Raw genomic sequence first — 24,922 nt, 5'->3', positions numbered from 1 at the left:
GGACGCTCCGGGTTCGCCCGCTGTTCCGCCGTGTGTTATGCCGCTCGTTGTGCCGCGTGCTCTGCCCTGCGGACGGGTGCGGGGAGGGAGACGCTTCGGCCGAGGCCCGGGTTGCCTGTGCCGGGTGTGAGGAACTGCAAGCGGGGCCGCTCGGCGGGTGAGCGATGATGGAGGGCGAGCAGATCGTTTCTGTCGCCGTTCTTTTGAAATCCTTAGTGCGGTGCGGCGCTCTGTGATGATTTCTGTTGGAAATGTCACCGAACACTGATGAAGGGGCGCGTCATGGCACCGCGGATCCTGCTGGCCCGGCACGGACAGACCGCATGGTCGCTGTCCGGCAAGCACACCGGCCGCACGGACATCCCGCTCCTCGACGAGGGCCGGCGCGGCGCCAAGCTCCTGGGCGAGCGCCTGCACCGCGCCCCCTGGAACGGCCTGCCGGACACCGAGGTCCGCACCAGCCCCCTGCTGCGCGCCCACGAGACCTGCGAGCTGGCCGGCTTCGGCGACCGGGCCACCACCTGGGACGCCCTCATGGAGTGGGACTACGGCGCCTACGAGGGCATGACCCCCGCCGAGATCAAGGCGCAGCGCCCCGGCTGGCTGATCTGGCGCGACGGCGTCCCGGAGGGCGAGAGCCTCGCCGAGGTCAGCGCCCGTGCCGACGAGGTCGTCGAGTGGGCCCGCTCCGCCGACCGCGACGTCCTGGTCTTCGCCCACGGCCACATCCTGCGCACCATCGCGGCCCGCTGGCTGGGCGAGGACATCTTCTTCGGCTCCCGCATCCGCCTCGACCCGACCTCGCTCTCCATCCTCGGCTGGGCCTACGGAGCCCCGGCGCTCGAACGCTGGAACGACACCGGCCACCTCGCCTGACGCCCCCGCCCTGCCCGGGCGCCCCCGCGCGAGCTCCCTCCTACGGGTGAGGAGGGCCCGGCCGGAGCGATGATCGCCTCGTCCGAGGGAATGATCGGATGCCGGGACTGGGCGCGGCGCGGCGTACCTCCGCGGAGCCGCGCCCCGGAGGAAAGGGCAGTGAGCGATGGCACCTGGCAGCGCGACGGAAACGGGCCCCCGCAGGCACACCGCCCCCGCGCCGTGAGCCGTCCCTCGCGGCGCCGCGAGGCGGCCGCCGGGATCGCCGCCACGCTCGCCGCGGTCCTCTTCGCCGCCTGCGCCGAGGACGCCCGCACCGGCGAGGACGGCGGCAGCGGCGCCGGCGGCCGCAGTACCACCGTCACCGTCGGCACCTTCGGCGTCTTCGGCTACAAACAGGCCGGTCTCTACGCCGAGTACGAACGGCTGCACCCCGGGATCACGATCAAAGAGAGCGTGATCGAGCGGAACGACGCCTACTACCCGCAGCTCCTCACCCACCTCGCCGCCGGCGGCGGCCTCGCCGACATCCAGGCCGTCGAGACGGGCAACATCAACGAGGTCGTCACCACCCAGGCCGACCGCTTCGTCGACCTCTCCCGCGTCAAGGGCGTCCGCCGGAGCGACTGGCTGCCCTGGAAGTGGGACCAGGCCACCACGCGCAGCGGCCGCACGATCGGCCTCGGCACGGACATCGGCCCCATCGCCGTCTGCTACCGCAAGGACCTCTTCGCCAAGGCCGGCCTGCCCACCGACCGCGAGAGCGTGGGCCGCCTCTGGGCCGGCGACTGGCAGAAGTACATCGACACCGGCAAGCGGTACATGGCCCGGGCCCCCGCAGGCACCGTCTTCACCGACTCGGCCGCCGGCATCTACAACGCCTCCGTCCACGCCCACGCCGAGCGCTACTACGACCACCGCGGCCGGCCCGTCTACCGCACCAGCCGCGCCGTCAAGGAGTCCTGGGACCTGGCCATGCAGGCCGCCACGGGCGGCCTGACCGCCCGCCTCAAGCAGTTCGAGAAGCCCTGGGACCAGGCCTACGCCAACGGCCGCTTCGCCTCCGTCGCCTGCCCGCCCTGGATGCTCGGCTACATCAAGGAGAAGGCCGGCGCCGAGGGCGCGGACAAGTGGGACGTGGCCGCGGCCCCCCGCCCCGCCAACTGGGGCGGCTCCTTCATCACCGTCCCCAAGGCCGCCCGGCACCGCACCGCGGCCACCGCCCTCGCCGCCTGGCTCACCGCCCCCGAACAGCAGGCCAAGCTCTTCGGCCGGCAGGCCAGCATCCCCTCCACCCCCGCCTCCTACGCCATGCCCCTCGTCCGGGACGCCCGCAACCCCTACTTCTGCGGAGCGCCCACCGGCCGGATCTTCTCCGCCGCGGCCCGCGCCATCCCCACCCTCGTCATCGGCCCGAAGGAGCAGCAGATCGGCACCGCCTTCACCGACGTCGGCATCCCCCAGGTCGAGCAGCAGGGCAAGTCCCCCCGCGCCGGCTGGAAGGCGGCGCAGAAGGAGATCGACAACGTGGTGGACGCATGACGGCCACGGCCCGCACCCCGGCCGCCGCCGGAACCCCCGTGCCCCGCCCGCCCCGTGCGCAGGGCAGGGGCGCCCCGGGCCCCTGGCGCAGCCGCCTCTACCGCTGGGACGTGCGCTACACCCCCTACGCCTTCGTCGCCCCCTTCTTCCTCTTCTTCGGCGCCTTCGGCCTCTTCCCCCTCATCTACACCGGGTGGGCCTCGCTGCACCGGGTGGAGCTGGCCTCCCCCGACCACATGGAGTGGGTCGGCCTGCACAACTACGTCCGGCTGCTGGACGACGCGTTCTTCTGGAACGCCCTGCGCAACACCCTCACCATCGGCGTCCTCTCCACCGTCCCCCAGCTGCTGATGGCCCTCTGGCTCGCCCACCTCCTGCACTACCGGCTGCGCGCCGCCACCTTCTGGCGCGTCGCCCTCCTCACCCCGTACGCCACCTCCGTCGCCGCGGCCACCCTCGTCTTCGTCCTCCTCTACGGCCGCGACTACGGCATGGTCAACTGGGCCCTCGGCTCCCTCGGCATCAGCCCCGTCGACTGGCAGAACGGCACCTGGAGCTCCCAGATCGCCGTCTCCTCGATCGTCATCTGGCGGTGGACGGGCTACAACGCCCTGATCTACCTGGCCGCCATGCAGGCCGTGCCCGACGAGCTGTACGAGTCCGCCGCCCTGGACGGCGCCTCCCGCCGGCAGCAGTTCCGCTACGTGACCGTGCCCGCCCTGCGCCCCACGATCCTCTTCACCGTCGTCGTCTCCACCATCGGCGCCACCCAGCTCTTCGGCGAGCCCCTGCTCTTCGGCGGGGCGGGCGGCCAGAAGGGCGGGGCCTCGCACCAGTTCCAGACCCTCGGCCTCTACCTCTACGAACAGGGCTGGTTCAACTTCCACCTCGGGCGCGCCTCCGCCGTCGCCTGGACGATGTTCCTGATCCTGTTGCTGATCGCCGCGGCCAACATGCTGATCGCGCGGCGGCTGAGGAAGAGCCACTGAGGGGCTGCTGCCGTGACGCTCACGACGACCGGACGACCGAAACGCGAAGGCCCCGGCCCCCGGCGGCGGCCCCGGACCCGCACGGCGGCCCTCCGCAGGCTCCGCCGGCTGCGCCGCCGCCTCCGCTCCCGCCGCCGGCCGGGCAGGCAAGCACCCACCCCCGCCACCGCCCGCACCCGCGCCGGCCGGCAGCTGCACGGCGGCCCCCTCACCTACGCCGTGCTCGCCGTCTTCACCGCCGGCTCGCTCTTCCCCCTCGTCTGGACGGCCGTCACCGCCTCCCGCGACAACATGCGCCTGGCGAAGACCCCGCCGCCCTTCTGGTTCGGCACCCGGCTCGCCGAGAACACCGCCACCGCCTGGACCGAGGCCAACATGGGCCTCGCCCTCCTCAACACCCTGCTCGTCGCCGGCACCGTCGCCCTCGGCACGGTGCTCTTCTGCACCGTCGCCGGATTCGCCTTCGCCAAGCTCAAGTTCCGCTTCAGCGGCGCGCTGCTGCTCCTGACGATCGGCACCATGATGGTGCCGCCCCAGCTCAGCGTCGTCCCCCTGTTCATGGTCGTCGCCGAGCTCAAGTGGACCGACCAGCTCCAGTCGGTGGTCCTGCCCACCCTCGTCAGCGCCTTCGGCGTCTTCTTCATGCGCCAGTACCTGCTGGAGGCGCTCCCGGGCGAGCTCGTCGAGGCCGCGCGCGTCGACGGCGCCAGCAGCCTGCGCATCATCTGGCACGTCGTCTTCCCCGTCGCCCGGCCCGCGATGGCCGTGCTCGCCATGCTCTCCTTCGTCCAGGCCTGGAACGACTTCTTCTGGCCGATCATCGCCCTCACCCAGGAGAACCCGACCGTGCAGGTGGCCCTCACGGGCCTCGGCCGCGGCTACGTCCCCGACCAGGCCGTGATCATGGCCGGGGCGCTGCTGGGCACCCTGCCGCTGCTGCTCGCCTTCACCCTCTTCGGCAAACAGATCGTCGGCGGCATCATGCGGGGCGCCGTCAAGGGCTGACCGCCCCCGCGCCGCCGCCTCCCCTCCGCCCACCCCGCTCTCCCCTCCTCCCGGGCCGTCTACCTACTTACGGAGACCCGATGACCGTGAACTTCCCGCCCGGCTTCCTCTGGGGCACCGCCACCGCCGCCTACCAGATCGAGGGCGCACCCCACGCCGACGGCCGCACCGCCTCCATCTGGGACACCTTCTCCCACACCCCCGGCAGGACCCTCGGCGGCGACACCGGCGACACGGCCACCGACCACTACAACCGCCGCGCCGACGACGTCCGCCTGATGGCCGACCTCGGCATCGGCGCGTACCGCTTCTCCGTCTCCTGGCCGCGCGTGCAGCCCTCGGGCCGCGGCCACCCCAACCAGCCGGGCCTGGACTTCTACCGCGCCCTCGTCGACGACCTCCTCGAACACGGCATCCGCCCCGTCCTGACCCTCTACCACTGGGACCTGCCGCAGGAGCTGGAGACGGCGGGCGGCTGGCCCGAGCGCGGCACCGCCCACCGCTTCGCCGACTACGCCCACCTCGTCGCCGAGGCCCTCGGCGACCGCGTCGACATGTGGACCACCCTCAACGAGCCCTGGTGCAGCGCCTTCCTCGGCTACGGCTCCGGCGTCCACGCCCCCGGCCGGGCCGACGAGCTGGCCGCCCTGCGCGCCGCCCACCACCTCAACCTCGCCCACGGCCTGGGCGCCCAGGCCCTGCGCGCGGCCCTGCCCTCCCACGGCCAGGTGTCGGTCACCCTCAACCCCGGCGTCGTCCGGGCCTTCACCGACGCCCCCCAGGACATCGACGCTCAGCGGCGCATCGACGCCCTGGCCACCCGTATCTTCACGGGGCCCATGCTGCACGGCTCGTACCCGGAGGATCTCCTCGCCGACACGGCGGGCATCACGGACTGGGCGTTCGTGCACGACGGCGACCCGGGCGTCATCAAGCACCCCCTCGACTCGCTGGGCATCAACTACTACACCCCCACAGTGGTAGCAGCCGCCACTGACAACGGCCTGCCCGGCGAGGCCCCGGAGCCCTCGCCCTGGCCGGGCGCCGCCGGCGTCGCCTTCCACCGCCCGCCCGGCAAGCGGACCGCCATGGACTGGTCCGTCGACCCGACCGGCCTGTACGACCTGCTGGTCCGCTTCGCGGAGGAGGTCCCCGGCCTGCCTTTGGTGGTCACCGAGAACGGCGCCGCGTACGACGACAAGCCCGACGGCGACGGCACGGTGCACGACCCCGAGCGCATCGCCTACCTGCACGCGCATCTGGACGCCGTCCGGCGGGCCATCTCCGACGGCGCCGACGTCCGCGGCTACTTCCTCTGGTCGCTGCTCGACAACTTCGAATGGGCCCACGGCTACAGCAAGCGCTTCGGCGCGGTCCACGTCGACTACGCCACCCAGACCCGCACCCTCAAGTCCAGCGCCCGCTGGTACTCCCAGGTCGCCCGGACGGGCCGGCTGCCGCTGTACTAGCGGCTGTCCCGCCCGTCCGGGGTCACTCGAAGACCGAAGGCGGCGGCTCCGGCGACGGCCGGGCGCTCGCGTCCGTGACCGGCGCCGCGCCGCCCGTGAAGTCCGCCAGCGCCCGCCCGTGTTCGACCCGCCCCTGGTGCGGGTCGGACGCGGCCCGGCGGGTCAGCTCGGCGACCGGCAGGGCGTGGTCGGAGGCGAGCAGCACGGCGTTGCCGAAGCGGCGCCCGCGCAGCACCGCCGGGTCGGCGGTCAGGCAGAGCTCGGGGAAGACCGTGCCCACCGTCGCGATCTGGGACTTCACGTAGGCCAGCGGCGGGCCGTCCGCGAGGTTCGCGGCGTAGAAGCCGCCCGGCCGCAGCGCCCGCCGCACCTCGGCGGCGAACTCGGCGCTGGTCAGGTGCGCCGGGGTGCGGGCTCCGCTGAAGACGTCGGCGATGATCAGGTCGGCCCAGCCGTCGGGCACCTTGGCCAGCCCCTCGCGGGCGTCGCAGCCCCGCACCCGGATCCGCCAGCCGCTGTCCAGCGGCAGCTCCCGCCGTACGAACTGCACGAGCGGCGCGTCGATCTCCACGATCTGCTGGGTCGAGCGGGGCCGCGTCGCGGCGACGTACCGGGCGAGGGTGAAGGCGCCGCCGCCCAGGTGGAGCGCCTGGACCGGCTTGCCGGGCGGCGCGGCGAGGTCGGCGATGTGGCCGAGGCGGCGCTGGTAGGCGAAGTCCAGATACGCGGGGTCGTCGAGATCCACGTGGGACTGGGGCGCGCCGTCGATCAGGAGGGTGAACCCCCGGGGCCGGTCACGGTCGGGCACGAGCTCGGCGAGCCCACCGCCGACCTGCTCCGCGACCGCTTCGGCGGCGCGGCCGCGCCCTTGCTTCTTCTTGACCTTGCCCACCCGGCAAGTATCGCCCAGGGGGAGGGGCGGCTAGCGGCAGCGGTCGACCGCCGCGATCGTCCGGGCGGCCTCGCCGAGGGCGTCGCGCAGGACCGCCGGGTCCGTGGCGGAGGAGAAGGCGGCCTCCGGGGCGACGAGCCAGCCGGCGCCGGTGAGCAGCGGCCCCTCCGGGACCGCGCGGAGCCCCCGGCCGTGGGTCTGGGTGCAGGCGCTGCCCGGCACGTCCCAGGCATCGGCGGTGCCGGGGGGCACCAGGAAGCCGAGGGTGTCGCACTCGTCGTCGTGGAGGACGGGGCCGACGCCGTCGCGCAGCCGGAGGATGTCGACCGCCTCCAGGCCCTGCCGGGCGGGGACGGTGACCAGGTCGCACGGGCCGGCGTCGGGGCCGAGGCCCGCCGCCCGGGGCGCGCAGGGAGAAGGGCTGCGGTCCTGACGCGGCTGGTGCAGGGCCGTCGTCCGCGAGCTGCTGCTGTCCACTCCGGCCTCCACCAAGGGAAACCCCTCCTCCGCCGTGCCACTACGCTCCGCGTCGAGCGCGCTCAAAGTGTTCAACGCGCGAAGGGCGTCAACGGCAACGGGCGCATGCCGTCACAAAGGATGGCACTTCATGGCGGATCGCGGGTGGGATATCCCGTTTGTAGCGAAACGAGGGGCCGAACGGGGGGAACGGGCCACCGATTGCCGGTACGGTCGCGCCCATGGTGTCGCCCCACGCGCCGAACGAGGCGTTCCGGCAGCTGCGGGGCGCCCGTTCGGCGGCCGAGTTCGCGGCGGCCGTACGGCGGGCGGCCCGCGAGATCGGCGAGCAGGTCTCGTGCGACGCGCGCTACATCGGCCGCGTCGAGTCGGGGGAGATCCGCTGCCCCAACTACGCCTACGAGCGGGTGTTCCGGCACATGTTCCCCGGCTGCGAACCGGAGGACATGGGCTTCGTCCCGCGCGAGGTGGTCCGCGGGCGGGGGAGCCGTAGCGAGCGGAGCGGGGGGAGCGCACCCTCCGACCGCTCCGACCAGCCCAAGGAGAGCGACGTGTTGCGGCGCGCGTTCATGACCGGCAGTACGGCGGCCGCAGTGGCCGCGGCCTCGCTGGGGGCCGCCGCCCCGGCCGCCTCCCTGGTGCGCGCCCCGCGCCGCGCCGGCGAGGCCGAGGCGTCCGCCGTCGAGCAGGCCGTGCGCCGCATCCGGCTGCTGGACGACCGGCACGGCGCCGACGGCCTCTACCGCCGCGCCACGCGACCGCTGCGGCTCGCCTACGAGCTCCTCGACGCCGGCACCCGCCGCCAGTCCGTCGCCGACCGGCTCCAGGCGGGCGCGGGCGAACTCTCGCTCTCCGTGGGCTGGCTGGCCCACGACTCGGGCCGCTTCGCCGACGCCCGCTCGCACTACGCCGAGGCGCTCGCCACGGCCCGGGTCGCCGGGGACGCGGCCCTGGAGGCCCACGCGTTCTGCAACACCGCCTTCCTCGCGCGCGATGCGGGCCGCCCTCGGGAGGCGGTGCGCGCGGCGCAGGCCGCCCAGGGCGCGGCCAGGGGCCTGCCCTCCGCGCGGCTGATGTCCCTGCTGGCCCTGCGGGAGGCCGGCGGCTGGGCCGGGCTCGGCGACCGGGCCGCCTGCGAGGCCGCCCTGCTGCGGGCGCGGACGCTCTTCGGCCGCGGCCCGGGCGACGCGGACCCCGAGTGGATGAGCTTCTTCGGCGAGGCCGAACTGGAGGGGCTGGAGGCGCAGTGCCGGTCGGCGCTCGGCGACTGGCGGCGGGCGGCCGTGCACGCGCGGCGCGCCGTCGACCTCCAGGACGCCCACTTCGCCCGCAACACCGCCCTCTTCACCGCGCAGCTCGCGGGCGACCTGGCCCGGGCCGGCGCGCCGGACGCGGCGGCGGCCGCCGGGGAGCGCGCGCTGGATCTGCTGGCCGACGTCCGCTCGGCGCGGATCCGGGCGATGCTCGCCGCCACGGCCGGGCTGCTCGGCGGCCGGTACGGCGGCTCGCCGTCGGTCGCGTCCTTCCTGGAGCGACACGCCGCGGACTGACGCCGGACGGCGTACGCGCGGCCTGCCGCCCGGGGGAACGGGGAAGGGGGCCGCAAACGACAAGGGCCCCGGTCCGCTTCCGCGAACCGGGGCCCTCTGTCAGGGTGAGTAACGGGACTTGAACCCGCGACATCCTGGACCACAACCAGGTGCTCTGCCAGCTGAGCTATACCCACCATGTCGTCCGGCGTGTTTCCCACCGGCCGAGAAGAAGTCTACAGGGTCTTCGGGGGTGCTCGCTCCCGGCTTTCGGCCGAGCCGGGAGCGAGCTGTGTCACACCGCCTTGGCGGGCAGGACGTGCTTGGCCGCGATGGCCTTCGCCGTGTCGGAGTCCGGGCCGGGCTGCGGCACGAAGATCGCCTCGCGGTAGTAGCGGAGCTCGGCGATCGACTCGCGGATGTCGGCGAGAGCGCGGTGGTTGCCGCTCTTCTTGGGGCTGGAGAAGTAGGCCCGCGGATACCAGCGGCGGGCCAGCTCCTTCACCGACGACACATCGACGATCCGGTAGTGCAGGTGGGACTCCAGGGCGGGCATGTCCCGCGCGAGGAAGCCGCGGTCGGTGCCGACCGAGTTCCCGCACAGCGGGGCCTTGCCCGGCTCCGCGACGTGCTCGCGGACGTAGGCGAGGACCTGCTGCTCGGCGTCCTCCAGGGTGGTGCCCTTGTCCAGCTCCGCGAGCAGCCCGGAAGCCGTGTGCATCTGGCGCACCACCTCGGGCATGGTGACGAGGGCCTCGGCGGGCGGGCGGACGACGATGTCCACGCCGTCGCCGAGGATGTTCAGCTCCGAGTCGGTCACCAGGGCAGCCACCTCGATGAGCGCGTCGTCCGACAGCGAGAGCCCGGTCATCTCGCAGTCGATCCACACCATGCGATCGTTCATGCTCCTCACCCTACGGGGCGCTCCCGCTGGCCGGGCAGGCGTGGGGTGTAGAGGTCCGACTCCGGCTTACCCGGCTCCGTGGCATTCACCCCGTATCCTCCACTATGTCCGCCCGGTACGCCCGGAATGCCCGGATGGGCGCCGTGCGGGCCGTGGCCCGGGTGCCCGCCGTGCGCCGGCGGCGGTCCGCCGAGGACCCCGCCCGCGCCGGAGGCGGCGTGGGCCGGAGTCATGGCGGCCCGCCGGAGCGCCATCACCGACGGCTCCCCGGTCCGCTGCTCGCCGAGCTCGGGCCGGTCGAACCGGTCCGGACGCTCCCGCTCCGTACGCCCCTCGCGCTCGGCCCGCTCGGGGCGGTCGGCCGAGCCGCTCTGGGGCCTGCGCGCGCGGTACGCCGCCCGGTAGGCGGCGGGGGAGGACCCCAGCTGCCTGCGGAAGTGCCCGCGCAGCGCCACCGGGGAGCGGAACCCGCAGCGGCCGGCGACCTCGTCCACCGAATAGTCGGAGGTCTCCAGCAGCCGCTGTGCCTGGAGCACCCGCTGGGTGATCAGCCACTGCAAAGGCGCGCTTCCGGTGAGCGAGCGGAACCGCCGGTCGAAGGTCCGGCGGGACATGTACGCACGGGCGGCGAGCGTCTCCACGTCGAACTGCTCGTGGAGGTGCTCCAGCGCCCAGGCGACGACCTCGGCGAGCGGGTCGGCGCCGATCTCCTCCGGTAAAGACCTGTCGAGGTAGCGCTCCTGTCCGCCGCTGCGGCGCGGCGGGACGACGAGCCGGCGGGCCAGGGCCCCGGCCGCGTCGGCTCCGTGGTCGGTGCGGACGATGTGCAGGCACAGGTCGATGCCTGCCGCGGTGCCCGCGGAAGTCAGTACGTCGCCGTCGTCGACGAAGAGCTCCCGCGGGTCCACGTGGACCGACGGATAGCGCTTGGCGAGCGTGGGCGCGTACATCCAGTGGGTGGTGGCGGGCCTGCCGTCGAGCAGTCCCGCCGCGGCCAGTACGAAGGCCCCGGTGCACAGCCCGACGATGCGGGCGCCCTCTTCATGGGCGCGGCGCAGTGCGTCGAGTGCGGCGGTGGGCGGCGGCTGGGTGATCGACCGCCAGGCCGGTACGACGACGGTGCCGGCCCGGGAGAGCGCCTCCAGGCCGTACGGTGCGGTCAATTCCAGGCCGCCGGTTGTTCGCAATGGCACATCTTCGCCCGCGCACACCAGCAAGCGGTAGCGGGGGACTCCGGCGTCCTGTCGGTCGATGCCGAACACGGAGAGCGGAATGGAGCTTTCGAAGATGGGGCCGCCGCTGAAAAGCAGCACTGCGACGATCTCCCGGCGGCGGCGTCCGGAGAGCTTGCGCGTGGTCTCCGGTACGGTCGTGGAGTCCTGGCTCATGGCGCTAAGCCCCCCTCGGCGGTCGAGTCCTCTCGGTCCTGCACGTTTCCCCTCGGTCCTGAACGGTTCCCCCGCCGGTCATGGCCAAGATCGAATCTACTGCGTCGAATGGAGACGCAGTGACCAGTTCACCACTCGGCTCTAAGTCGACATGGCAACTTGGCGCGAAGCGTTCGATCACGAAGCGTTGCACTTGCAGGCCTCGGTGAAAAGTACGCCTCTCGCCCATGCCCAATCCCCGTAGGGTGCAACCGCCCTCCACGGTCCTTTCCTTGCTGGTCGACCGGCTGTTAGGGGGGTCTCAAGCCAAGGTATGGGGTTCGGACTGAAGTTGGCTGAAAAGTGGTGGGTGCGGGTGTGCGAAAGTGTCAAACAGCCCTCGGCCGTCCCCCGCTGAGACGCCGGCGCACGGCCTCCGCAGGGGTCAGTCGACCGGCGCTGCGCCGCCGGTGTGACGCCCCCCGCGGTGCGTCCCCGAGCCCGTCCGGCCGTGTCGTCCGCGGTGCGGGAGCGTCTGCTCCGCGAGCGCCCTGGCCGCACTGCGCTCCGCCTGCCGCAGCAGGGCGCGGCAGGCGCATGTGACGGCGACGAGCCCGGCCGCCGTGCCCGCGGCGCCGCCGAAGGACTGCCCGCAGATCAACAGGGTCACGGGGACGAGCACGCAGCTGAAGGCGGCCCAGCGGACCACGTCGCTCACCGGATCGGGGGAGTCCTGCGGCGGGGCGCCGTCGCGGGCGTGGTCACGGGTTCCGGGCACGGAGCGCTCCCTGGGGGCGGCGGGCTGGCGGTGGTACAACGCCCGGCCGGGGCCCTCGGTCACTGCGCCGAGCGCATCGGGAGTACGCCCGGAGCGCGGTCGGGGCATTGCGCTACGGGCCGCCCTCGTGCATGCTCCGGGGAACGCCCGCCCGCCTTACGGCCCACCGGCGGTCCGGGCGGGCACCGCGTGCCACGCCCGTGCGACCCCTGGCTCCGAGCCGCCGGTCGGACTCTGGGCAGGCGGCGAGTGTCGCCGTACCCTGGTGGGTAAGTGATTGAAAAGATGAATCCCGGACGGATTTTGCCTCCAAGATCCGACCCCGGGGGAGCACACCCGCCGACTCTCCCTCCGCCCGAGGACACCCTTCGCCGAGATACCGATGGCCGGTCACGAATTCTCCGAACCTGCGGACCGCAAGCGGGTCGCCGATCACGCGGCGCACCCCGAAGCGGCGGAAGAAACACGCCATTCCTGCGATCCGGCGTTCCAGCACGGCGTCGTGGTGGGCTTCGACGGCTCCACGTCCAGCGAGCGAGCGCTTGCGTATGCAATCGGGATGGCCCGGCGCTCCGGCTCCGGGCTGATCATCGTCCATGTGGCCAACAGGCTGCCGACCACCGTCTGGGCGGGCTGCGAGCCGCCCGTCTTCGTGGACGTCCCCGACCACCGCACCGAGGTCCTGGGCCTGGAACTGGCCTGTGCGGACTATCTGTCGGAGGTGCCGTGGATCCTCGTCGAGCGCGGCGGCGACATCTGCCACGAACTGGAGGAGGTCGGCCGGGAGTACGCGGCCGACGCGATCGTCGTCGGCTCGACGCACGGCCTGGTCGGGCGGATCTTCGGCTCGGTGGCGGGCCGGCTGGCCCGGCGGGCCCAGCGTCCCGTCGTCGTTATTCCGTAGCCGACTTCCTCACCCTGGACGGGTGATGACTCCTGCCCCGGACTTGACGGCCCGTGAATCTACCCGCGCGTAGGGGGTGGATCGCGCCGCGCGGGCGGGTAGGAACCGCCCGATGGCGTGCTGCCGTACGGGAGGTGACGGTTCCCGGAAGCGGCGGCATCCCCGCCGGCGCGAGGGCGAACGCCGGCGCATGGGAAAGCGGCCTTCCCGCGCGCGTGGTGGCACGTGCGGGAAGGCCGTTTCCTCTCGGACCTGTCGCGGACAGGTGCGGACAGGTACGAGAGGGCTTCGGGAGGCCCGCCGCCGCGGCGGGCCCCGCGGGGACTACTCGACGGTGACGGACTTCGCCAGGTTGCGCGGCTTGTCGATGTCGCGGCCCATGGCCTTGGCCGTGTAGTAGGCGAAGAGCTGGAGCGGGATGCCCATCAGGATCGGGTCCAGCTCGTCCTCGTTCTTCGGCACCACGATCGTGTGGTCGGCCTTCTCCTGCTCCTGGTGCGCGACGGCGAGGATGCGGCCGCTGCGGGCCTTGATCTCCTCCAGGGCGGCGCGGTTCTTCTCCAGCAGCTCGTCGTCCGGGACGATCGCAACCGTCGGCATGGCCGGCTCGATCAGGGCCAGCGGACCGTGCTTGAGCTCGGAGGCGGGGTAGGCCTCGGCGTGGATGTACGAGACCTCCTTGAGCTTCAGCGAGGCCTCGCGGGCCACCGGGTAGCCCCGGACACGGCCGATGAACATCATCGACTTGGCGTCGGCGTACTCGCCGGCCAGCTTCTCGATCTGCTCCTCGTTCGCCAGGATCTCCTCGATCTGGCCGGGCAGCTTGCGCAGGCCCTCGATGATCCGCTTGCCGTCGGCGACGGACAGGTCGCGGGTGCGGCCGAGGTGCAGGGCGAGCAGGCCGAAGGAGACCACCATGTTGGTGAAGCACTTGGTGGAGACGACGCAGACCTCGGGGCCGGCGTGCACGTAGATGCCGCCGTCGGTCTCGCGGGCGATCGCGGAACCGACCACGTTGACCAGGCCCAGGACGCGGGCGCCCTTGCGCTTGAGCTCCTGGACGGCGGCGAGCACGTCGTAGGTCTCACCGGACTGGGACACCGCGATGTAGAGGGTGTCGGGGTCCACGACCGGGTTGCGGTAGCGGAACTCGGAGGCCGGCTCGGCGTCCGCGGGGATGCGGGCGAGCTCCTCGATCATCTGGGCGCCGATCTGGCCGGCGTGGTACGAGGTGCCGCAGCCGAGGATCTTGACGCGGCGCACGGCGCGGGCGTCGCGGGCGTCCAGGTTCAGGCCGCCCAGGTGCACGGTGGAGAAGCGGTCGTCGATGCGGCCGCGCAGGGCGCGGTCCACGGCGTCGGCCTGCTCGTGGATCTCCTTGTGCATGTACGTGTCGTGGCCGCCCATGTCGTACGACTCGGCCTCCCACTCGACGGTGGTCGGCTGGGCCGAGGTGGAGGAGCCCTCGGTGGTGTACGTGCGGTAGTCGTCGGCGCGCAGGGTGGCCATCTCGCCGTCGTCGAGGGTGACGACCTGGCGGGTGTGGGAGACCAGGGCGGCGACGTCGGAGGAGACGAACATCTCCTTCTCGCCTATGCCCAGCACCACGGGGGAGCCGTTGCGGGCGACGACGATGCGGTCCGGGAAGTCCGCGTGCAGGACGGCGATGCCGTACGTGCCCTCGATGTGCTTGACGGCCTCGCGGACCTTCTCCTCCAGCGTGCCGGCCTCGGAGCGGGCGATCAGGTGCGCCAGGACCTCGGTGTCGGTGTCGGAGACGAAGGTGAAGCCCTCGGCCGTCAGCTTGGTGCGCAGGTCGGAGGCGTTGTCGATGATGCCGTTGTGGACGACGGCGACCTTCTCCTCGGCGTCCAGGTGCGGGTGGGCGTTGACGTCGTTCGGCGCGCCGTGGGTGGCCCAGCGGGTGTGGGCGATGCCCGTGGTGCCGTTGAAGCGCTTGGGAAGGCGGGACTCCAGCTCGCGGACGCGGCCCTTGGCCTTGGCGGACTTCAGGCCACCGGTCTTGCCGCCGGCGTGCAGCGCGATGCCCGCGGAGTCGTAGCCGCGGTACTCCAGGCGCTGCAGCCCCTCGAGCAGCAGCGGCGCGACGTCGCGCTTACCGATGTATCCGACGATTCCACACATGTGGTGACCCTCCCAGAGAAATGATCAGTGGTGCCCGGCGGCCCGGGCGGCGGTGGCGGCGCCGCTCCTGCCGGCTCAGCCGTAGACGATGCGGCGCAGCTGCCGCAGCGAGAGCTCCGGCGGCGCCACCGCACGGTGCGGCAGCTCCGCCGAGATCCGCTCGAAGATCTCCGCGTTGCGCAGCCCGCCGGACTGCAGCTCGCGGTGGCGGCGGCGGACGAAGCTCTCGGTCGTCTCGTCGAAGTACGCCAGGACGTCCAGGACCACCCGGGCGGCCTCGCCGCGCTGAAGCGGCGTGCTGCGCACCAGGTGATCCACCAGGTCGTCATGATTCATACGGCGTTCGAGCACCCGTCGATACTGAGGGCTATCGACAACATTCGCAAGAATCCTGCCCGAAATCGGGCAGGGGTGGGTGGAATGGGGGCGCGAATCGCCTAGAAACGCTTCAATACGGCCTGTTTCGCCGCGGTGAACTCCTCCTCGGTCAGGATCCCGGCGCGGTGCAGCTCACCGAGCTCCCGCAGCCGCCGCAGCAGGGCGTCGTGATCGGAATCGCCGGAAGGGGCGCCGGGAGCGGGCCCGGCGAGGGCCGCGGGGGCGTCCGGGGCCTTGGCGAGCGAGGGGGCCGCGCCGCGCGCCCCGGCGCCGGACGGGTGCGGCAGCCGGGCCACGACGGCGGCGCCCACCATCGCCATCAGCGGGTCCTTCTTGAAGCCGAAGAGCTCGATCGCATGGGGATCGTGCTTGGGCGGGGCCTTGGTCGGCTCCCGCAGGACCACGAAGCGGAGGTAGCCGTTCTCCAGGCCCATGGAGGGCATCCACTCCACCGAGCGGACGTCCGCCAGGGCGAGGGACTGCGTACCGGCGGACTTCTTGCCCTCCTCGGTCTTCCAGTTCCACTCCAGGCGGATCCGCTCGCCGTCGAAGGTGACCGTGCCGTCGCCCGCGCCGACCGACAGCGGCAGCGTCGGGCCGGGCAGGAGGTAGCGGTCCGAGGGGCCGTCCGGCACCTGGTCCAGGAGGAGGGCGTTGCGCACCTCGTCCACGAAGTACTCGGCGACGCCCGCGCGGTCGGCCTCCACCGCCAGCTGATACGGATCGGCGGCGTCCGGCAGCCGGCCCCGCGCGACCTGGAGCAGGGGGTCCGCCCCGTCGCGCAGCCGCAGCCGCAGGCGCCCGCTCTTGCGGCCCGGCTCGTGGGCGATCCCCGCCACGGCGGACAGCGGAACGGTCAGTTCACCGAGGGTCTGGCGCATCAGGTGCACGCCGCGCTCGCGGCCGGGGACGATCCGTATCGTTTCGCCGTCGAAGGTCCACGTGCCGTCCTTCTGGAGGATCTCAGCCATGGGGGGATTCTCTCAGGCACGTACGCTCGGGAAGGTGCGGACCAGGACGTGCGCGGACCCCGGCACGGATCCCGCCACGGACCTCGGCCCGTACCGCGGACCTTGACGCGGGCCGGGGCCGGCGATACCCAAGTGGTCGTTCGTACGCGTGAATTCCCGTGAGCGGTACGCCGAAGGGATTTCCTCTTGAGACGCACGAGCTTCGCAACCACGAGACGCCTGGCCGCCACCGGCATCGCCCTGCTGCTCCTCGCGGCCGCCGGGACGGCCGCCCCGGCCCGGGCCGCGGAGCCCGGCGGCCCCGCCCCGCTCGGCCAGGTCGTGCCCGCCCCCGCGTCCGTGCGGCCCGGCGGGGACCCGTACGAGATCACGGCCCGCACCGCCGTACGGGTGCCGCCCGGCAACCCGGAGGCCGCGCGGATCGGCGGCTACCTGGCGGGGCTGCTGCGCCCCTCGACCGGCTACCGGCTGCCGGTCCTGCCCGGCGGGACGGACGGGCCCGGCATCCGCCTGGTGCTCGACGAGGGGGAGGGCGGGAGCGGCGGCGAGGGCTACCGGCTGTCCGTCACCTCCCGCTCCGTGACGATCTCCGCACGGGAGGGCGCCGGGCTCTTCCACGGCGTCCAGACCCTCCGGCAGCTGCTGCCCGCCCGCGCCGGGAGCACCGCCCGGCAGCCCGGGCCCTGGACCGTGGCGGGCGGCGTCGTCACCGACGCGCCGCGCTACGGCTACCGCGGCGCGATGCTCGACGTCGCGCGGCACTTCTTCACCGTCGACCAGGTGAAGCGGTACGTCGACCAGCTCGCCCTCTACAAGTACAACGCCCTCCACCTGCACCTCTCCGACGACCAGGGGTGGCGCATCGCCGTCGACGCGTGGCCCCGGCTGGCCGCGCACGGCGGCAGCACGCAGGTGGGCGGCGGCCCGGGCGGCTTCTACAGCAAGGACGACTACCGCGAGATCGTCCGGCACGCCGCGAGCCGCTACGTCACCGTGGTGCCGGAGATCGACATGCCCGGGCACACCAACGCGGCCCTCGCCTCGTACGCCCGGCTGAACTGCGACGGCGTCGCGCGTCCCCTCTACACGGGCACGGAGGTCGGCTTCAGCTCGCTGTGCGTGGCGAAGCCGGACACGTACGACTTCGTCGAGGACGTCGTCGGCGAGCTCGCGGCGCTCACTCCGGGGCCGTACCTGCACATCGGCGGCGACGAGGCGCACTCGACCGGCCCGGCGGACTACGCGGCCTTCATGGACCGGGTGCAGCCCGTCGTCGCCCGGCACGGCAAGACCGTCATCGGCTGGCACCAGCTGGCGGGGGCCCGCCCGGCGCCCGGCGCGCTCTTGCAGTACTGGGGCTACGGCGGTACGGGCGCTGCCGAGCGCGACCGGGTCGCCGCCGCGGCGCGGGCGGGCGCGGGGCTGATCCTCTCGCCCGCGGACCGGGCGTACCTCGACATGAAGTACACCAAGGACACGCCACTGGGCCTGAGCTGGGCGGGCCTGGTCGAGGTGCGGCAGTCCTACGACTGGGACCCCGGCGGCTACCTGGCGGGCGTGCCCGCCGCGGCCGTGGCGGGCGTCGAGGCGCCGCTGTGGACGGAGACGATCAGCACGAGCGCGCAGCTGGAGTACATGGCGTTCCCGCGGCTGGCGGGCATCGCCGAACTCGGCTGGTCCCCGCCGGCCACGCACGACTGGGCGGCCTACCGGGTGCGGCTGGCCGCGCAGGGCCCGCGCTGGGACGAGCTCGGCATCACGTACTACCGCTCACCCCAGGTGCCGTGGCTTGTGACGTGACCGGGTCACGGGGCCGGGCTCCGGCCCGGCAGATCAAGAGTGCAAGCCCCGGTGTGAAGAGCACGGGGCCGCACTCTTCTTTCCGCCGCAGCGGCGCTCAGCCACTACGGCGGATCTCGGCGGTGCCGAGCCTGCCTGGCCGGTGGTCCGGCACCGCCGGAATCCGCCGCGGGGGCTGAGCGCCGCCGCGGCGGATTGAAGGGTGTCGGCCGGCGAGGCCGCCCGGCCCCGTTAGCCCGCGAACCCCAGTTCGCGGGCGATCAGCATCCGCTGGACCTCGCTCGTGCCCTCGCCGATCTCCAGGATCTTGGAGTCGCGCCACATCCGGGCCACCGGGTACTCGTTCATGAAGCCGTAGCCGCCGTGGATCTGCGTGGCCTCGCGGGCGTTGGTCACCGCGATCTCCGACGAGTACAGCTTGGCCAGGGCGGCCTCCTTCTTGAACGGCTCGCCGTGCACCAGCCGGGACGCGGCATCGCGCCAGGCGAGCCGCGCCGTGTGCGCCCGCATCTCCATGTCGGCCAGCTTGAACTGGATGGCCTGGTTGGCGCCGATCGGCCGGCCGAACGCCTGCCGCTCCTTGGCGTACTTCACCGACTCGTCCAGGCAGCCCTGCGCCAGGCCCGTGGCCAGCGCCGAGATCGCGATCCGGCCCTCGTCCAGTATCCGCAGGAACTGGGCGTAGCCGCGCCCCTCCTCGCCCAGCAGGTTGGCCTTCGGGACGCGGACGTCGGAGAAGGACAGCTCGCGGGTGTCGGAGGCGTTCCAGCCGACCTTGGAGTAGGGGGCGGCGACGGTGAAGCCGGGCGTGCCCGAGGGGACGATGATCGAGGAGATCAGCGGCTTGCCCTCGGGCGTGCGGCCGGTGACCGCGGTGACGGTGACCAGGCCGGTGATGTCCGTGCCGGAGTTGGTGATGAAGCACTTGGTGCCGTTGATCACCCATTCGCCGGTGGCCTCGTCCAGCCGGGCGGTGGTGCGCGTGCCGCCCGCGTCCGAGCCGCACTCGGGCTCGGTCAGGCCGAAGGCGCCCAGGACCTCGCCGGAGCACATCTTCGGCAGCCAGGCGCGCTTCTGCTCCTCAGTGCCGAAGCGGAAGACCGGCATGGCGCCGAGCGAGACGCCGGCCTCCAGGGTGATGGCGACCGACGAGTCGACCCGGGCCAGCTCCTCCAGGGCCAGGCCGAGGGCCAGGTAGTCGCCGCCCATGCCGCCGTACTCCTCGGGGAACGGCAGCCCGAACAGCCCCATGCGGCCCATCTCCCGCACGATCTCGTACGGGAACTCGTGGCGCTCGTAGAAGTCGCCGATCTTGGGGGCGACCACGTCGTGTGCGAACTCCTCCACGGTGCGGCGGAGTTCCTCGTGCTCGGGGGTGAGGCGGTGGTCCAGCGGCATGGCTCAGGACTCCTGTGGAGAGAGGGCACGGACGGTACGGGAGGGGCTGGGCCGCCCCAGGTGCTCGGCCATCCACACGCTCGTGGCGGTGAGCAGGCCGAGGTCGACCCCGGTGTCGATACCGAGGCCGTCGAGCATCCAGACGAGGTCTTCGGTGGCGAGATTGCCCGTGGCGCTCTTCGCGTACGGGCAGCCGCCGAGGCCGCCGGCGGAGGCGTCGACCGTGGTGACGCCGTGCCGCAGGGCGGCCAGGGTGTTGGCCAGGGCCTGGCCGTAGGTGTCGTGGAAGTGGACGGCGAGCCGGCCGGTCTCCACGCCCGCCTCATTCAGGGCGGTCAGCAGGGCGGTGACGTGGCCGGGCGTGGCCACGCCGATCGTGTCGCCGAGGCTCAGCTCGCCGCAGCCGAGGTCCAGCAGGCGGCGGGCCACCCGGACGACCTGCTCCAGGGGGACGGCGCCCTCCCAGGGGTCGCCGAAGCACATGGACAGATAGCCGCGGACCGCGAGGCCCGCCTCGCGCGCCTCGGCCACGACCGGGGCGAACATCTCCAGCGACTCGTCGACCGTGCGGTTGAGGTTGGCCTTGGCGAAGGACTCCGTGGCGCTGCCGAAGACGGCGACCTCGCGGGCGCCGAGGGCGCGGGCGCGCTCCAGGCCGCGGGCGTTGGGCACGAGGACGGGCAGCCGGGCGGCCACGCCGTCCAGCAGGGGCAGCAGCCGCTCGGCGTCCGCGAGCTGCGGCACCCACTTGGGGTGCACGAAGCTCGTGGCCTCGACGGTGCCGAGGCCGGCCGCGGCGAGGCGGCGGATGAACTCCGCCTTCACCTCGACCGGGACGACCGCCTTCTCGTTCTGCAAGCCGTCGCGGGGGCCCACTTCGTGGATCCGGACGCGGGGCGGGAGGCCGGGCTCGGGCACGGCCATGGGCAGTCCGCTGATCATGATTCCTCCGCGGGGCCGGCGGCGGGGGTGACGACGGCCAGGACCTGGTCCATGGCCACGGTGGCGCCGGGCGTCACGTCCAGCTCGGCGACGGTGCCGTCGTGCGGGGCGGAGATGACGTGCTCCATCTTCATGGCCTCCACCACGAGGAGGCTCTGCCCGGCGCTGACGAAGTCGCCCACGGCCGCCTTGACGACGGTGACGGTGCCGGGCATGGGGGCGGTGAGGGTGTCCACGCCGGCGGCTCCCGCGCCGCCGCCCGCGGCCCCGACGGGGTCGTGGTCGCGCAGGTGCCAGGCGTCGCCGTCGCGGCCGAGCCAGGTGCCCTCCGGGCCGGGGGCGGCGGTGAAGTGCCGGGTGACACCGTCGTAGTGGAGGGTGATGCCGCCTCCGGCGCCGGCCCCCGGGTGCGGCGCCGGCTGTGCGCCGCCGGCCGCGCCGCGCCCGTCGGCCGCCAGCCCGGCGGAGACCGGAACCGCTGCGGGCTGCGCGGTGTCCGCGGTGCCGCCCGGGGCCGGGAGCTGCCCGCTGCCCGTGGCGGGCACGGGGGCGTCCACGACCACCTGCGCATGGCGCGCGGTGCCGCGCACCCGCACCGTCACCGGCTCGTGGCCCGGCACGCGCAGGTGGTGCGGCGTCCATGCCGCCTCGCCGCCCAGGCGCCAGCCCGACGGGGCCGAGAACGGGTCCACCCAGCCGTGGGGCACGGGCTCCAGCCCCTGCTGCCGCAGCAGTGCCGCTGCCGCGTACGCCTCGGCCGGCACCTCCTGCTCCACCAGCGTGACCGCGTCGCGGTCGACGAGGCCCGTGTCGAGCGCGCCCGCCACCACGTCCGGATGCGCCAGCAGCCGCCGCAGGAAGCCCGCATTGGTGTCGACGCCGAGGACGACCGTGCCGGCGAGGGCGGCGCGCAGGCGGCGCAGGGCCGTGGCCCGGTCCGGGCCGTGGGCGATGACCTTGGCGAGCATGGGGTCGTAGGACGTGCCGACGTCCGTGCCCTCCGACAGGCCGGAGTCGACGCGGACGCCCTCGCCCGCCGGCTCGCGCAGCAGCCGCACGGTGCCCGCGGAGGGCAGGAAGTCGACGCGGGCGCCGTCACCGCTCACGCGCGCGGTCTCGGCGCAGATGCGGGCCTCGACCGCGTGCCCGGTGAGGGTCACGTCCTCCTGGCGCAGGGTCAGCTCCTCGCCGGCCGCGACGCGGACCTGCCACTCGACGAGGTCCAGGCCGGTGATCAGCTCGGTGACGGGGTGCTCGACCTGGAGGCGGGTGTTCATCTCCATGAAGTAGTACGAGGAGGGGTCGTCGCCCGGCACGATGAACTCGACCGTGCCCGCGCCCGCGTAGCCGCAGGAGCGGGCGGCCTGGACGGCCGCCTCGCCCATGGCGGCGCGCGTGGCCTCGTCGAGGAACGGCGAGGGCGCCTCCTCGATGATCTTCTGGTGGCGGCGTTGCAGGGAGCACTCGCGCTCGCCCAGGTGGATGACGTGGCCGTGGCCGTCGGCCAGGACCTGGATCTCGATGTGGCGGGGCCGGTCGACCCAGCGCTCGACGAGCAGGGTGTCGTCGCCGAAGGAGCCGCGGGCCTCGCGCCGGGCGGCGGCGATCTCCTCGCCGAGCAGCGAAGCGTCGCGCACCAGGCGCATGCCCTTGCCGCCGCCGCCCGCGGAGGGCTTGAGCAGGACGGGCATGCCGATGCCGAGGGCGGCGGCCGCGAGCTCCGCGTCGGTCAGGCCGCTGCCGGAGGAGCCGGGCACCACGGGCACGCCCGCGGCCTGCACGGTCTCCTTGGCACGGATCTTGTCGCCCATCAGCTCGACGGCGCCGGCGGGCGGCCCGATGAAGGCGAGGCCGGCATCGGCGCAGGCGCGGGCGAAGGCGGCGTTCTCGGCGAGGAAGCCGTAGCCGGGGTGGACGGCCTGGGCGCCGGTGCGGGCGGCGGCCTCCAGGAGGCGCGGTATCGACAGATAGCTCTCCGCGGCGGCGGCCGGGCCGATCCGCACGGCGGTGTCGGCCTCGCGGACGTGCCGGGCCTCCGCGTCGGCGTCGCTGAACACGGCGACCGAGCGGATGCCGAGCGCGCGCAGCGTACGGATGACCCGTACGGCGATCTCGCCGCGGTTGGCGACAAGGACAGTCTCGAACATGCTCCGCCTCACATCCGGAAGACGCCGTAGCCGGGCGCGGTGGGGTCCTTCTCGGGCAGGGGGGCGTTGGCGCAGGCTGTCAGCGCCAGGCCCAGCACCTGCCGGGTCTCCAGGGGGTCGATGACGCCGTCGTCCCACAGCCGTGCGGTGGCGTAGTAGGCGCTGCCCTGGGTCTCGTACTGCTCGCGGACGGGGGCGCGGAACGCCTCTTCCTCTTCGGCGCTCCAGGCCTCGCCGCGGGACTCCAGCTGATCGCGCTTGACGGTGGCCAGGACGGAGGCCGCCTGCTCGCCGCCCATGACGGAGATCTTGGCGTTGGGCCACATCCACAGGAAGCGCGGCGAATAGGCCCGGCCGCACATCGAGTAGTTGCCCGCGCCGTAGGAGCCGCCGATGACGACGGTGAGCTTGGGGACGCGGGCGCAGGCCACGGCTGTGACCATCTTCGCGCCGTGCTTGGCGATGCCGCCCGCCTCGTACTGCCGGCCGACCATGAAGCCGGAGATGTTCTGCAAGAAGACCAGGGGGATGCCGCGCTGGTCGCACAGCTCGATGAAGTGCGCGCCCTTCTGGGCGGATTCGGAGAACAGGATGCCGTTGTTGGCGACGATGCCGACGGGGTGGCCGTGGATCCGGGCGAAGCCGGTCACCAGCGTCTGCCCGAACTCCGCCTTGAACTCGGCGAACCGCGAGCCGTCGACGACGCGGGCGATGACCTCGCGCACGTCGTACGGCGTGCGGGAGTCCACCGGAACGGCGCCGTAGAGCCCCGCGGGGTCGGCGGCGGGCTCCTCGGCCGGCTCGACGCCCCAGGGGAGCGCGCCCCGCCCGGGCAGCGTGGACACGATCGTGCGGACGATGCGCAGGGCGTGGGCGTCGTCCTCGGCGAGGTGGTCGGTGACGCCCGAGACCTTCGAGTGGACCTCGCCGCCGCCGAGCTCCTCGGCGGTGACGACCTCGCCCGTGGCGGCCTTCACCAGCGGCGGGCCGCCCAGGAAGATCGTGCCCTGGCCGCGGACGATCACCGCCTCGTCGCTCATCGCCGGCACGTAGGCGCCGCCGGCGGTGCAGGAGCCGAGGACGGCGGCGATCTGCGGGATGCCCGCGCCGGACATCCGGGCCTGGTTGTAGAAGATCCGGCCGAAGTGGTCGCGGTCGGGGAAGACCTCGTCCTGCATGGGCAGGAAGGCGCCGCCCGAGTCCACCAGATACAGGCACGGCAGCCTGTTCTCCAGGGCGATCTCCTGGGCGCGCAGGTGCTTCTTGACCGTCATCGGGTAGTACGTGCCGCCCTTGACGGTGGCGTCGTTGGCGACGATCACCGTCTCGCGGCCGGAGACCCGGCCGATGCCCGCGATCACGCCCGCGGCCGGTGCAGCCCCGCCGTACATCCCGTCGGCGGCGAGCGGGGCGATCTCCAGGAACGGCGAGCCGGGGTCCAGCAGGGCATCGACCCGGTCGCGCGGCAGGAGCTTGCCGCGGGAGGTGTGCCGCTCCCTGGCCTTCGGGCCGCCGCCCAGCCGGGCCGCGGCCAGCCGCTCCCGCAGTCCCGCGGACAGCTCGCGGTGCGCCGCCTCGTTCACCCGCCAGGCGTCGGACGCCGGATCGGCGGCGCTCCCCAGCGCCGGTGCCTGCTGCATGTACTCGAGCTCCCTTGCTCGGCCCATGATCCCGCTCGGTTAATGAGCGTTAACACTTTCCCTTCAGGTTAACGACCACTAACGCCGCTGTCTAGAATCACTTTCGTGAACGACGCACCAACCCGCACCCCGGCCCAGGCCGCCCCCACCCGCCGCGAGCAGATCCTCAGCGAGGCGGCCCGGCTCTTCGCCGAGCGCGGCTTCCACGGCGTGGGGGTCGACGAGATAGGGGCCGCCGTCGGGATCAGCGGCCCCGGCCTCTACCGGCACTTCGCCGGCAAGGACGCGATGCTCGCCGAGCTCCTGGTCGGCATCAGCGAGCGGCTCTTCGCGGGCGGGCGCCGCCGCGTCATCGAGGCCGCCTCGGCGGGCGGGGGCCCGGCCGCCGTCCTCGGCTCCCTCATCGACGGGCACATCGACTTCGCCCTGGACGACCGGGCGCTGATCACCCTCCACGACCGCGAGCTGGGCCAGCTGCGCGACAGCGACCGCAAGCAGGTGCGCTCGCTCCAGCGGCAGTACGTGGAGCTGTGGGTCGACGTCGTCCGCCGGCTCCACCCGGATCCGTACGAGGCGGAGGTCCGCGCCGCCGTCCACGCCGTCTTCGGCCTGCTCAACTCCACCCCCCACCTCGGCCGGCCCGGCGCCCTCCCCGGCCGCGAGGCCACCGCGGCCCTGCTGCGCAGGCTGGCCCACGGGGCGTTCGCGGCGCTGTCGGACGGCGGGACGCGGCCGGAGGCGTAGCCCGGGGGCGCGGCCGGACGCGTGG

General features: G+C 73.4%; 21 protein-coding genes and 1 tRNA gene. 9 read left to right on the top strand and 13 right to left on the bottom strand.

Annotated elements, in window-relative coordinates; translation table 11 throughout:
- Positions 1–282: 282 nt before the first annotated feature.
- From D7231_RS30050 to D7231_RS30030, 5 genes are all read left to right on the top strand, one after another.
- On the top strand, positions 283–876 hold the full coding sequence (locus D7231_RS30050; protein ID WP_120758765.1) for a histidine phosphatase family protein: 594 nt from the start codon (positions 283–285) through the stop codon (positions 874–876).
- Positions 877–1,035: 159 nt separating this feature from the next.
- Entirely contained in the window at positions 1,036–2,418 is a 1,383-nt protein-coding gene (locus tag D7231_RS30045) for an ABC transporter substrate-binding protein (RefSeq protein ID WP_391473567.1), read from the top strand.
- The gene (locus D7231_RS30040) at positions 2,415–3,407 is read left to right on the top strand and encodes a carbohydrate ABC transporter permease (RefSeq protein WP_120758764.1); all 993 of its coding nucleotides are present in this window, start codon (positions 2,415–2,417) and stop codon (positions 3,405–3,407) included. Before D7231_RS30045 ends, D7231_RS30040 begins: the two co-directional genes overlap by 4 nt.
- Before the next feature lie 192 nt (positions 3,408–3,599).
- Complete coding sequence (locus tag D7231_RS30035) at positions 3,600–4,412, top strand: carbohydrate ABC transporter permease (RefSeq protein ID WP_228774352.1); 813 nt, start codon at positions 3,600–3,602, stop codon at positions 4,410–4,412.
- 80 nt (positions 4,413–4,492) lie between these two features.
- Entirely contained in the window at positions 4,493–5,881 is a 1,389-nt protein-coding gene (locus tag D7231_RS30030) for a GH1 family beta-glucosidase (protein WP_120758763.1), read from the top strand.
- A 22-nt stretch (positions 5,882–5,903) separates the two neighbouring features.
- Here the strand turns inward: D7231_RS30030 and D7231_RS30025 are convergent, their stop codons facing one another.
- Positions 5,904–6,773 carry a spermidine synthase gene (locus D7231_RS30025; RefSeq protein WP_120758762.1) on the bottom strand — a complete coding sequence of 290 codons (870 nt, stop codon included), beginning with the start codon at positions 6,771–6,773 and terminating at the stop codon, positions 5,904–5,906.
- 30 nt (positions 6,774–6,803) lie between these two features.
- Positions 6,804–7,250, bottom strand: coding sequence for a hypothetical protein (locus D7231_RS30020; protein WP_241999993.1), 447 nt, complete (start codon positions 7,248–7,250; stop codon positions 6,804–6,806).
- A gap of 221 nt (positions 7,251–7,471) precedes the next feature.
- On the opposite strand from D7231_RS30020, the gene D7231_RS30015 reads away from it, so the two are divergent.
- A complete protein-coding gene (locus D7231_RS30015) occupies positions 7,472–8,800 on the top strand; it encodes an NsdA family TPR-like regulatory protein (RefSeq protein ID WP_120758761.1) in 1,329 nt (442 codons plus the stop codon).
- A gap of 103 nt (positions 8,801–8,903) precedes the next feature.
- On the opposite strand, the gene D7231_RS30010 is transcribed toward D7231_RS30015, so the two are convergent.
- The 4 genes from D7231_RS30010 to D7231_RS29995 all read right to left on the bottom strand — a co-directional run bounded on the left by D7231_RS30010 (position 8,904) and on the right by D7231_RS29995 (position 11,828).
- A tRNA-His gene (locus tag D7231_RS30010) sits at positions 8,904–8,976 on the bottom strand.
- Positions 8,977–9,074: 98 nt separating this feature from the next.
- Positions 9,075–9,683 carry an oligoribonuclease gene (gene orn, locus D7231_RS30005; RefSeq protein WP_120758760.1) on the bottom strand — a complete coding sequence of 203 codons (609 nt, stop codon included), beginning with the start codon at positions 9,681–9,683 and terminating at the stop codon, positions 9,075–9,077.
- 5 nt (positions 9,684–9,688) lie between these two features.
- The gene (locus tag D7231_RS30000) at positions 9,689–11,071 is read right to left on the bottom strand and encodes a helix-turn-helix domain-containing protein (protein WP_120758759.1); all 1,383 of its coding nucleotides are present in this window, start codon (positions 11,069–11,071) and stop codon (positions 9,689–9,691) included.
- A 424-nt stretch (positions 11,072–11,495) separates the two neighbouring features.
- Positions 11,496–11,828, bottom strand: a complete 333-nt coding sequence (locus D7231_RS29995) for a hypothetical protein (RefSeq protein WP_194960159.1) — start codon at positions 11,826–11,828, stop codon at positions 11,496–11,498.
- Positions 11,829–12,210: 382 nt separating this feature from the next.
- Between D7231_RS29995 and D7231_RS29990 the strand changes: the two genes are divergently transcribed.
- Positions 12,211–12,732: a universal stress protein gene (locus D7231_RS29990; protein WP_030369762.1), complete on the top strand. Its 522-nt coding sequence runs from the start codon at positions 12,211–12,213 to the stop codon at positions 12,730–12,732.
- A 324-nt stretch (positions 12,733–13,056) separates the two neighbouring features.
- On the opposite strand, the gene glmS is transcribed toward D7231_RS29990, so the two are convergent.
- From glmS to D7231_RS29975, 3 genes are all read right to left on the bottom strand, one after another.
- Positions 13,057–14,877: a glutamine--fructose-6-phosphate transaminase (isomerizing) gene (gene glmS, locus D7231_RS29985; protein WP_120758758.1), complete on the bottom strand. Its 1,821-nt coding sequence runs from the start codon at positions 14,875–14,877 to the stop codon at positions 13,057–13,059.
- A 75-nt stretch (positions 14,878–14,952) separates the two neighbouring features.
- Entirely contained in the window at positions 14,953–15,228 is a 276-nt protein-coding gene (locus D7231_RS29980; RefSeq protein ID WP_030369764.1) for a hypothetical protein, read from the bottom strand.
- 86 nt (positions 15,229–15,314) lie between these two features.
- A complete protein-coding gene (locus tag D7231_RS29975; RefSeq protein ID WP_120758757.1) occupies positions 15,315–16,226 on the bottom strand; it encodes a DUF4429 domain-containing protein in 912 nt (303 codons plus the stop codon).
- 186 nt (positions 16,227–16,412) lie between these two features.
- Between D7231_RS29975 and D7231_RS29970 the strand changes: the two genes are divergently transcribed.
- On the top strand, positions 16,413–18,026 hold the full coding sequence (locus D7231_RS29970; RefSeq protein ID WP_194960161.1) for a beta-N-acetylhexosaminidase: 1,614 nt from the start codon (positions 16,413–16,415) through the stop codon (positions 18,024–18,026).
- A 231-nt stretch (positions 18,027–18,257) separates the two neighbouring features.
- On the opposite strand, the gene D7231_RS29965 is transcribed toward D7231_RS29970, so the two are convergent.
- From D7231_RS29965 to D7231_RS29950, 4 genes are read right to left on the bottom strand one after another with little or no spacing between them, the layout of a single operon-like run.
- Positions 18,258–19,418 carry an acyl-CoA dehydrogenase family protein gene (locus D7231_RS29965; RefSeq protein ID WP_120758797.1) on the bottom strand — a complete coding sequence of 387 codons (1,161 nt, stop codon included), beginning with the start codon at positions 19,416–19,418 and terminating at the stop codon, positions 18,258–18,260.
- Positions 19,419–19,427: 9 nt separating this feature from the next.
- Positions 19,428–20,366 (bottom strand): hydroxymethylglutaryl-CoA lyase, encoded by a 939-nt coding sequence (locus D7231_RS29960; protein WP_120758756.1) that lies wholly within the window; start codon positions 20,364–20,366, stop codon positions 19,428–19,430.
- The gene (locus D7231_RS29955; protein WP_120758755.1) at positions 20,363–22,513 is read right to left on the bottom strand and encodes an acetyl/propionyl/methylcrotonyl-CoA carboxylase subunit alpha; all 2,151 of its coding nucleotides are present in this window, start codon (positions 22,511–22,513) and stop codon (positions 20,363–20,365) included. The genes D7231_RS29960 and D7231_RS29955 overlap by 4 nt, the downstream gene beginning before the upstream one ends.
- 8 nt (positions 22,514–22,521) lie before the next feature.
- Positions 22,522–24,153 (bottom strand): carboxyl transferase domain-containing protein, encoded by a 1,632-nt coding sequence (locus D7231_RS29950; RefSeq protein ID WP_120758754.1) that lies wholly within the window; start codon positions 24,151–24,153, stop codon positions 22,522–22,524.
- Positions 24,154–24,258: 105 nt separating this feature from the next.
- Here D7231_RS29950 and D7231_RS29945 point away from each other — a divergent pair, with 105 nt between their 5' ends.
- Entirely contained in the window at positions 24,259–24,897 is a 639-nt protein-coding gene (locus D7231_RS29945) for an SACE_7040 family transcriptional regulator (protein ID WP_120758753.1), read from the top strand.
- Positions 24,898–24,922: the final 25 nt, after the last annotated feature.

Origin of the sequence: Streptomyces klenkii (assembly GCF_003626645.1) — a bacterium.
GTDB classification, from domain to species: domain Bacteria; phylum Actinomycetota; class Actinomycetes; order Streptomycetales; family Streptomycetaceae; genus Streptomyces; species Streptomyces klenkii.
The sequence above is the reverse complement of the archived record's forward strand: the minus strand, read 5'-3'. Positions and strand labels throughout refer to the sequence as shown.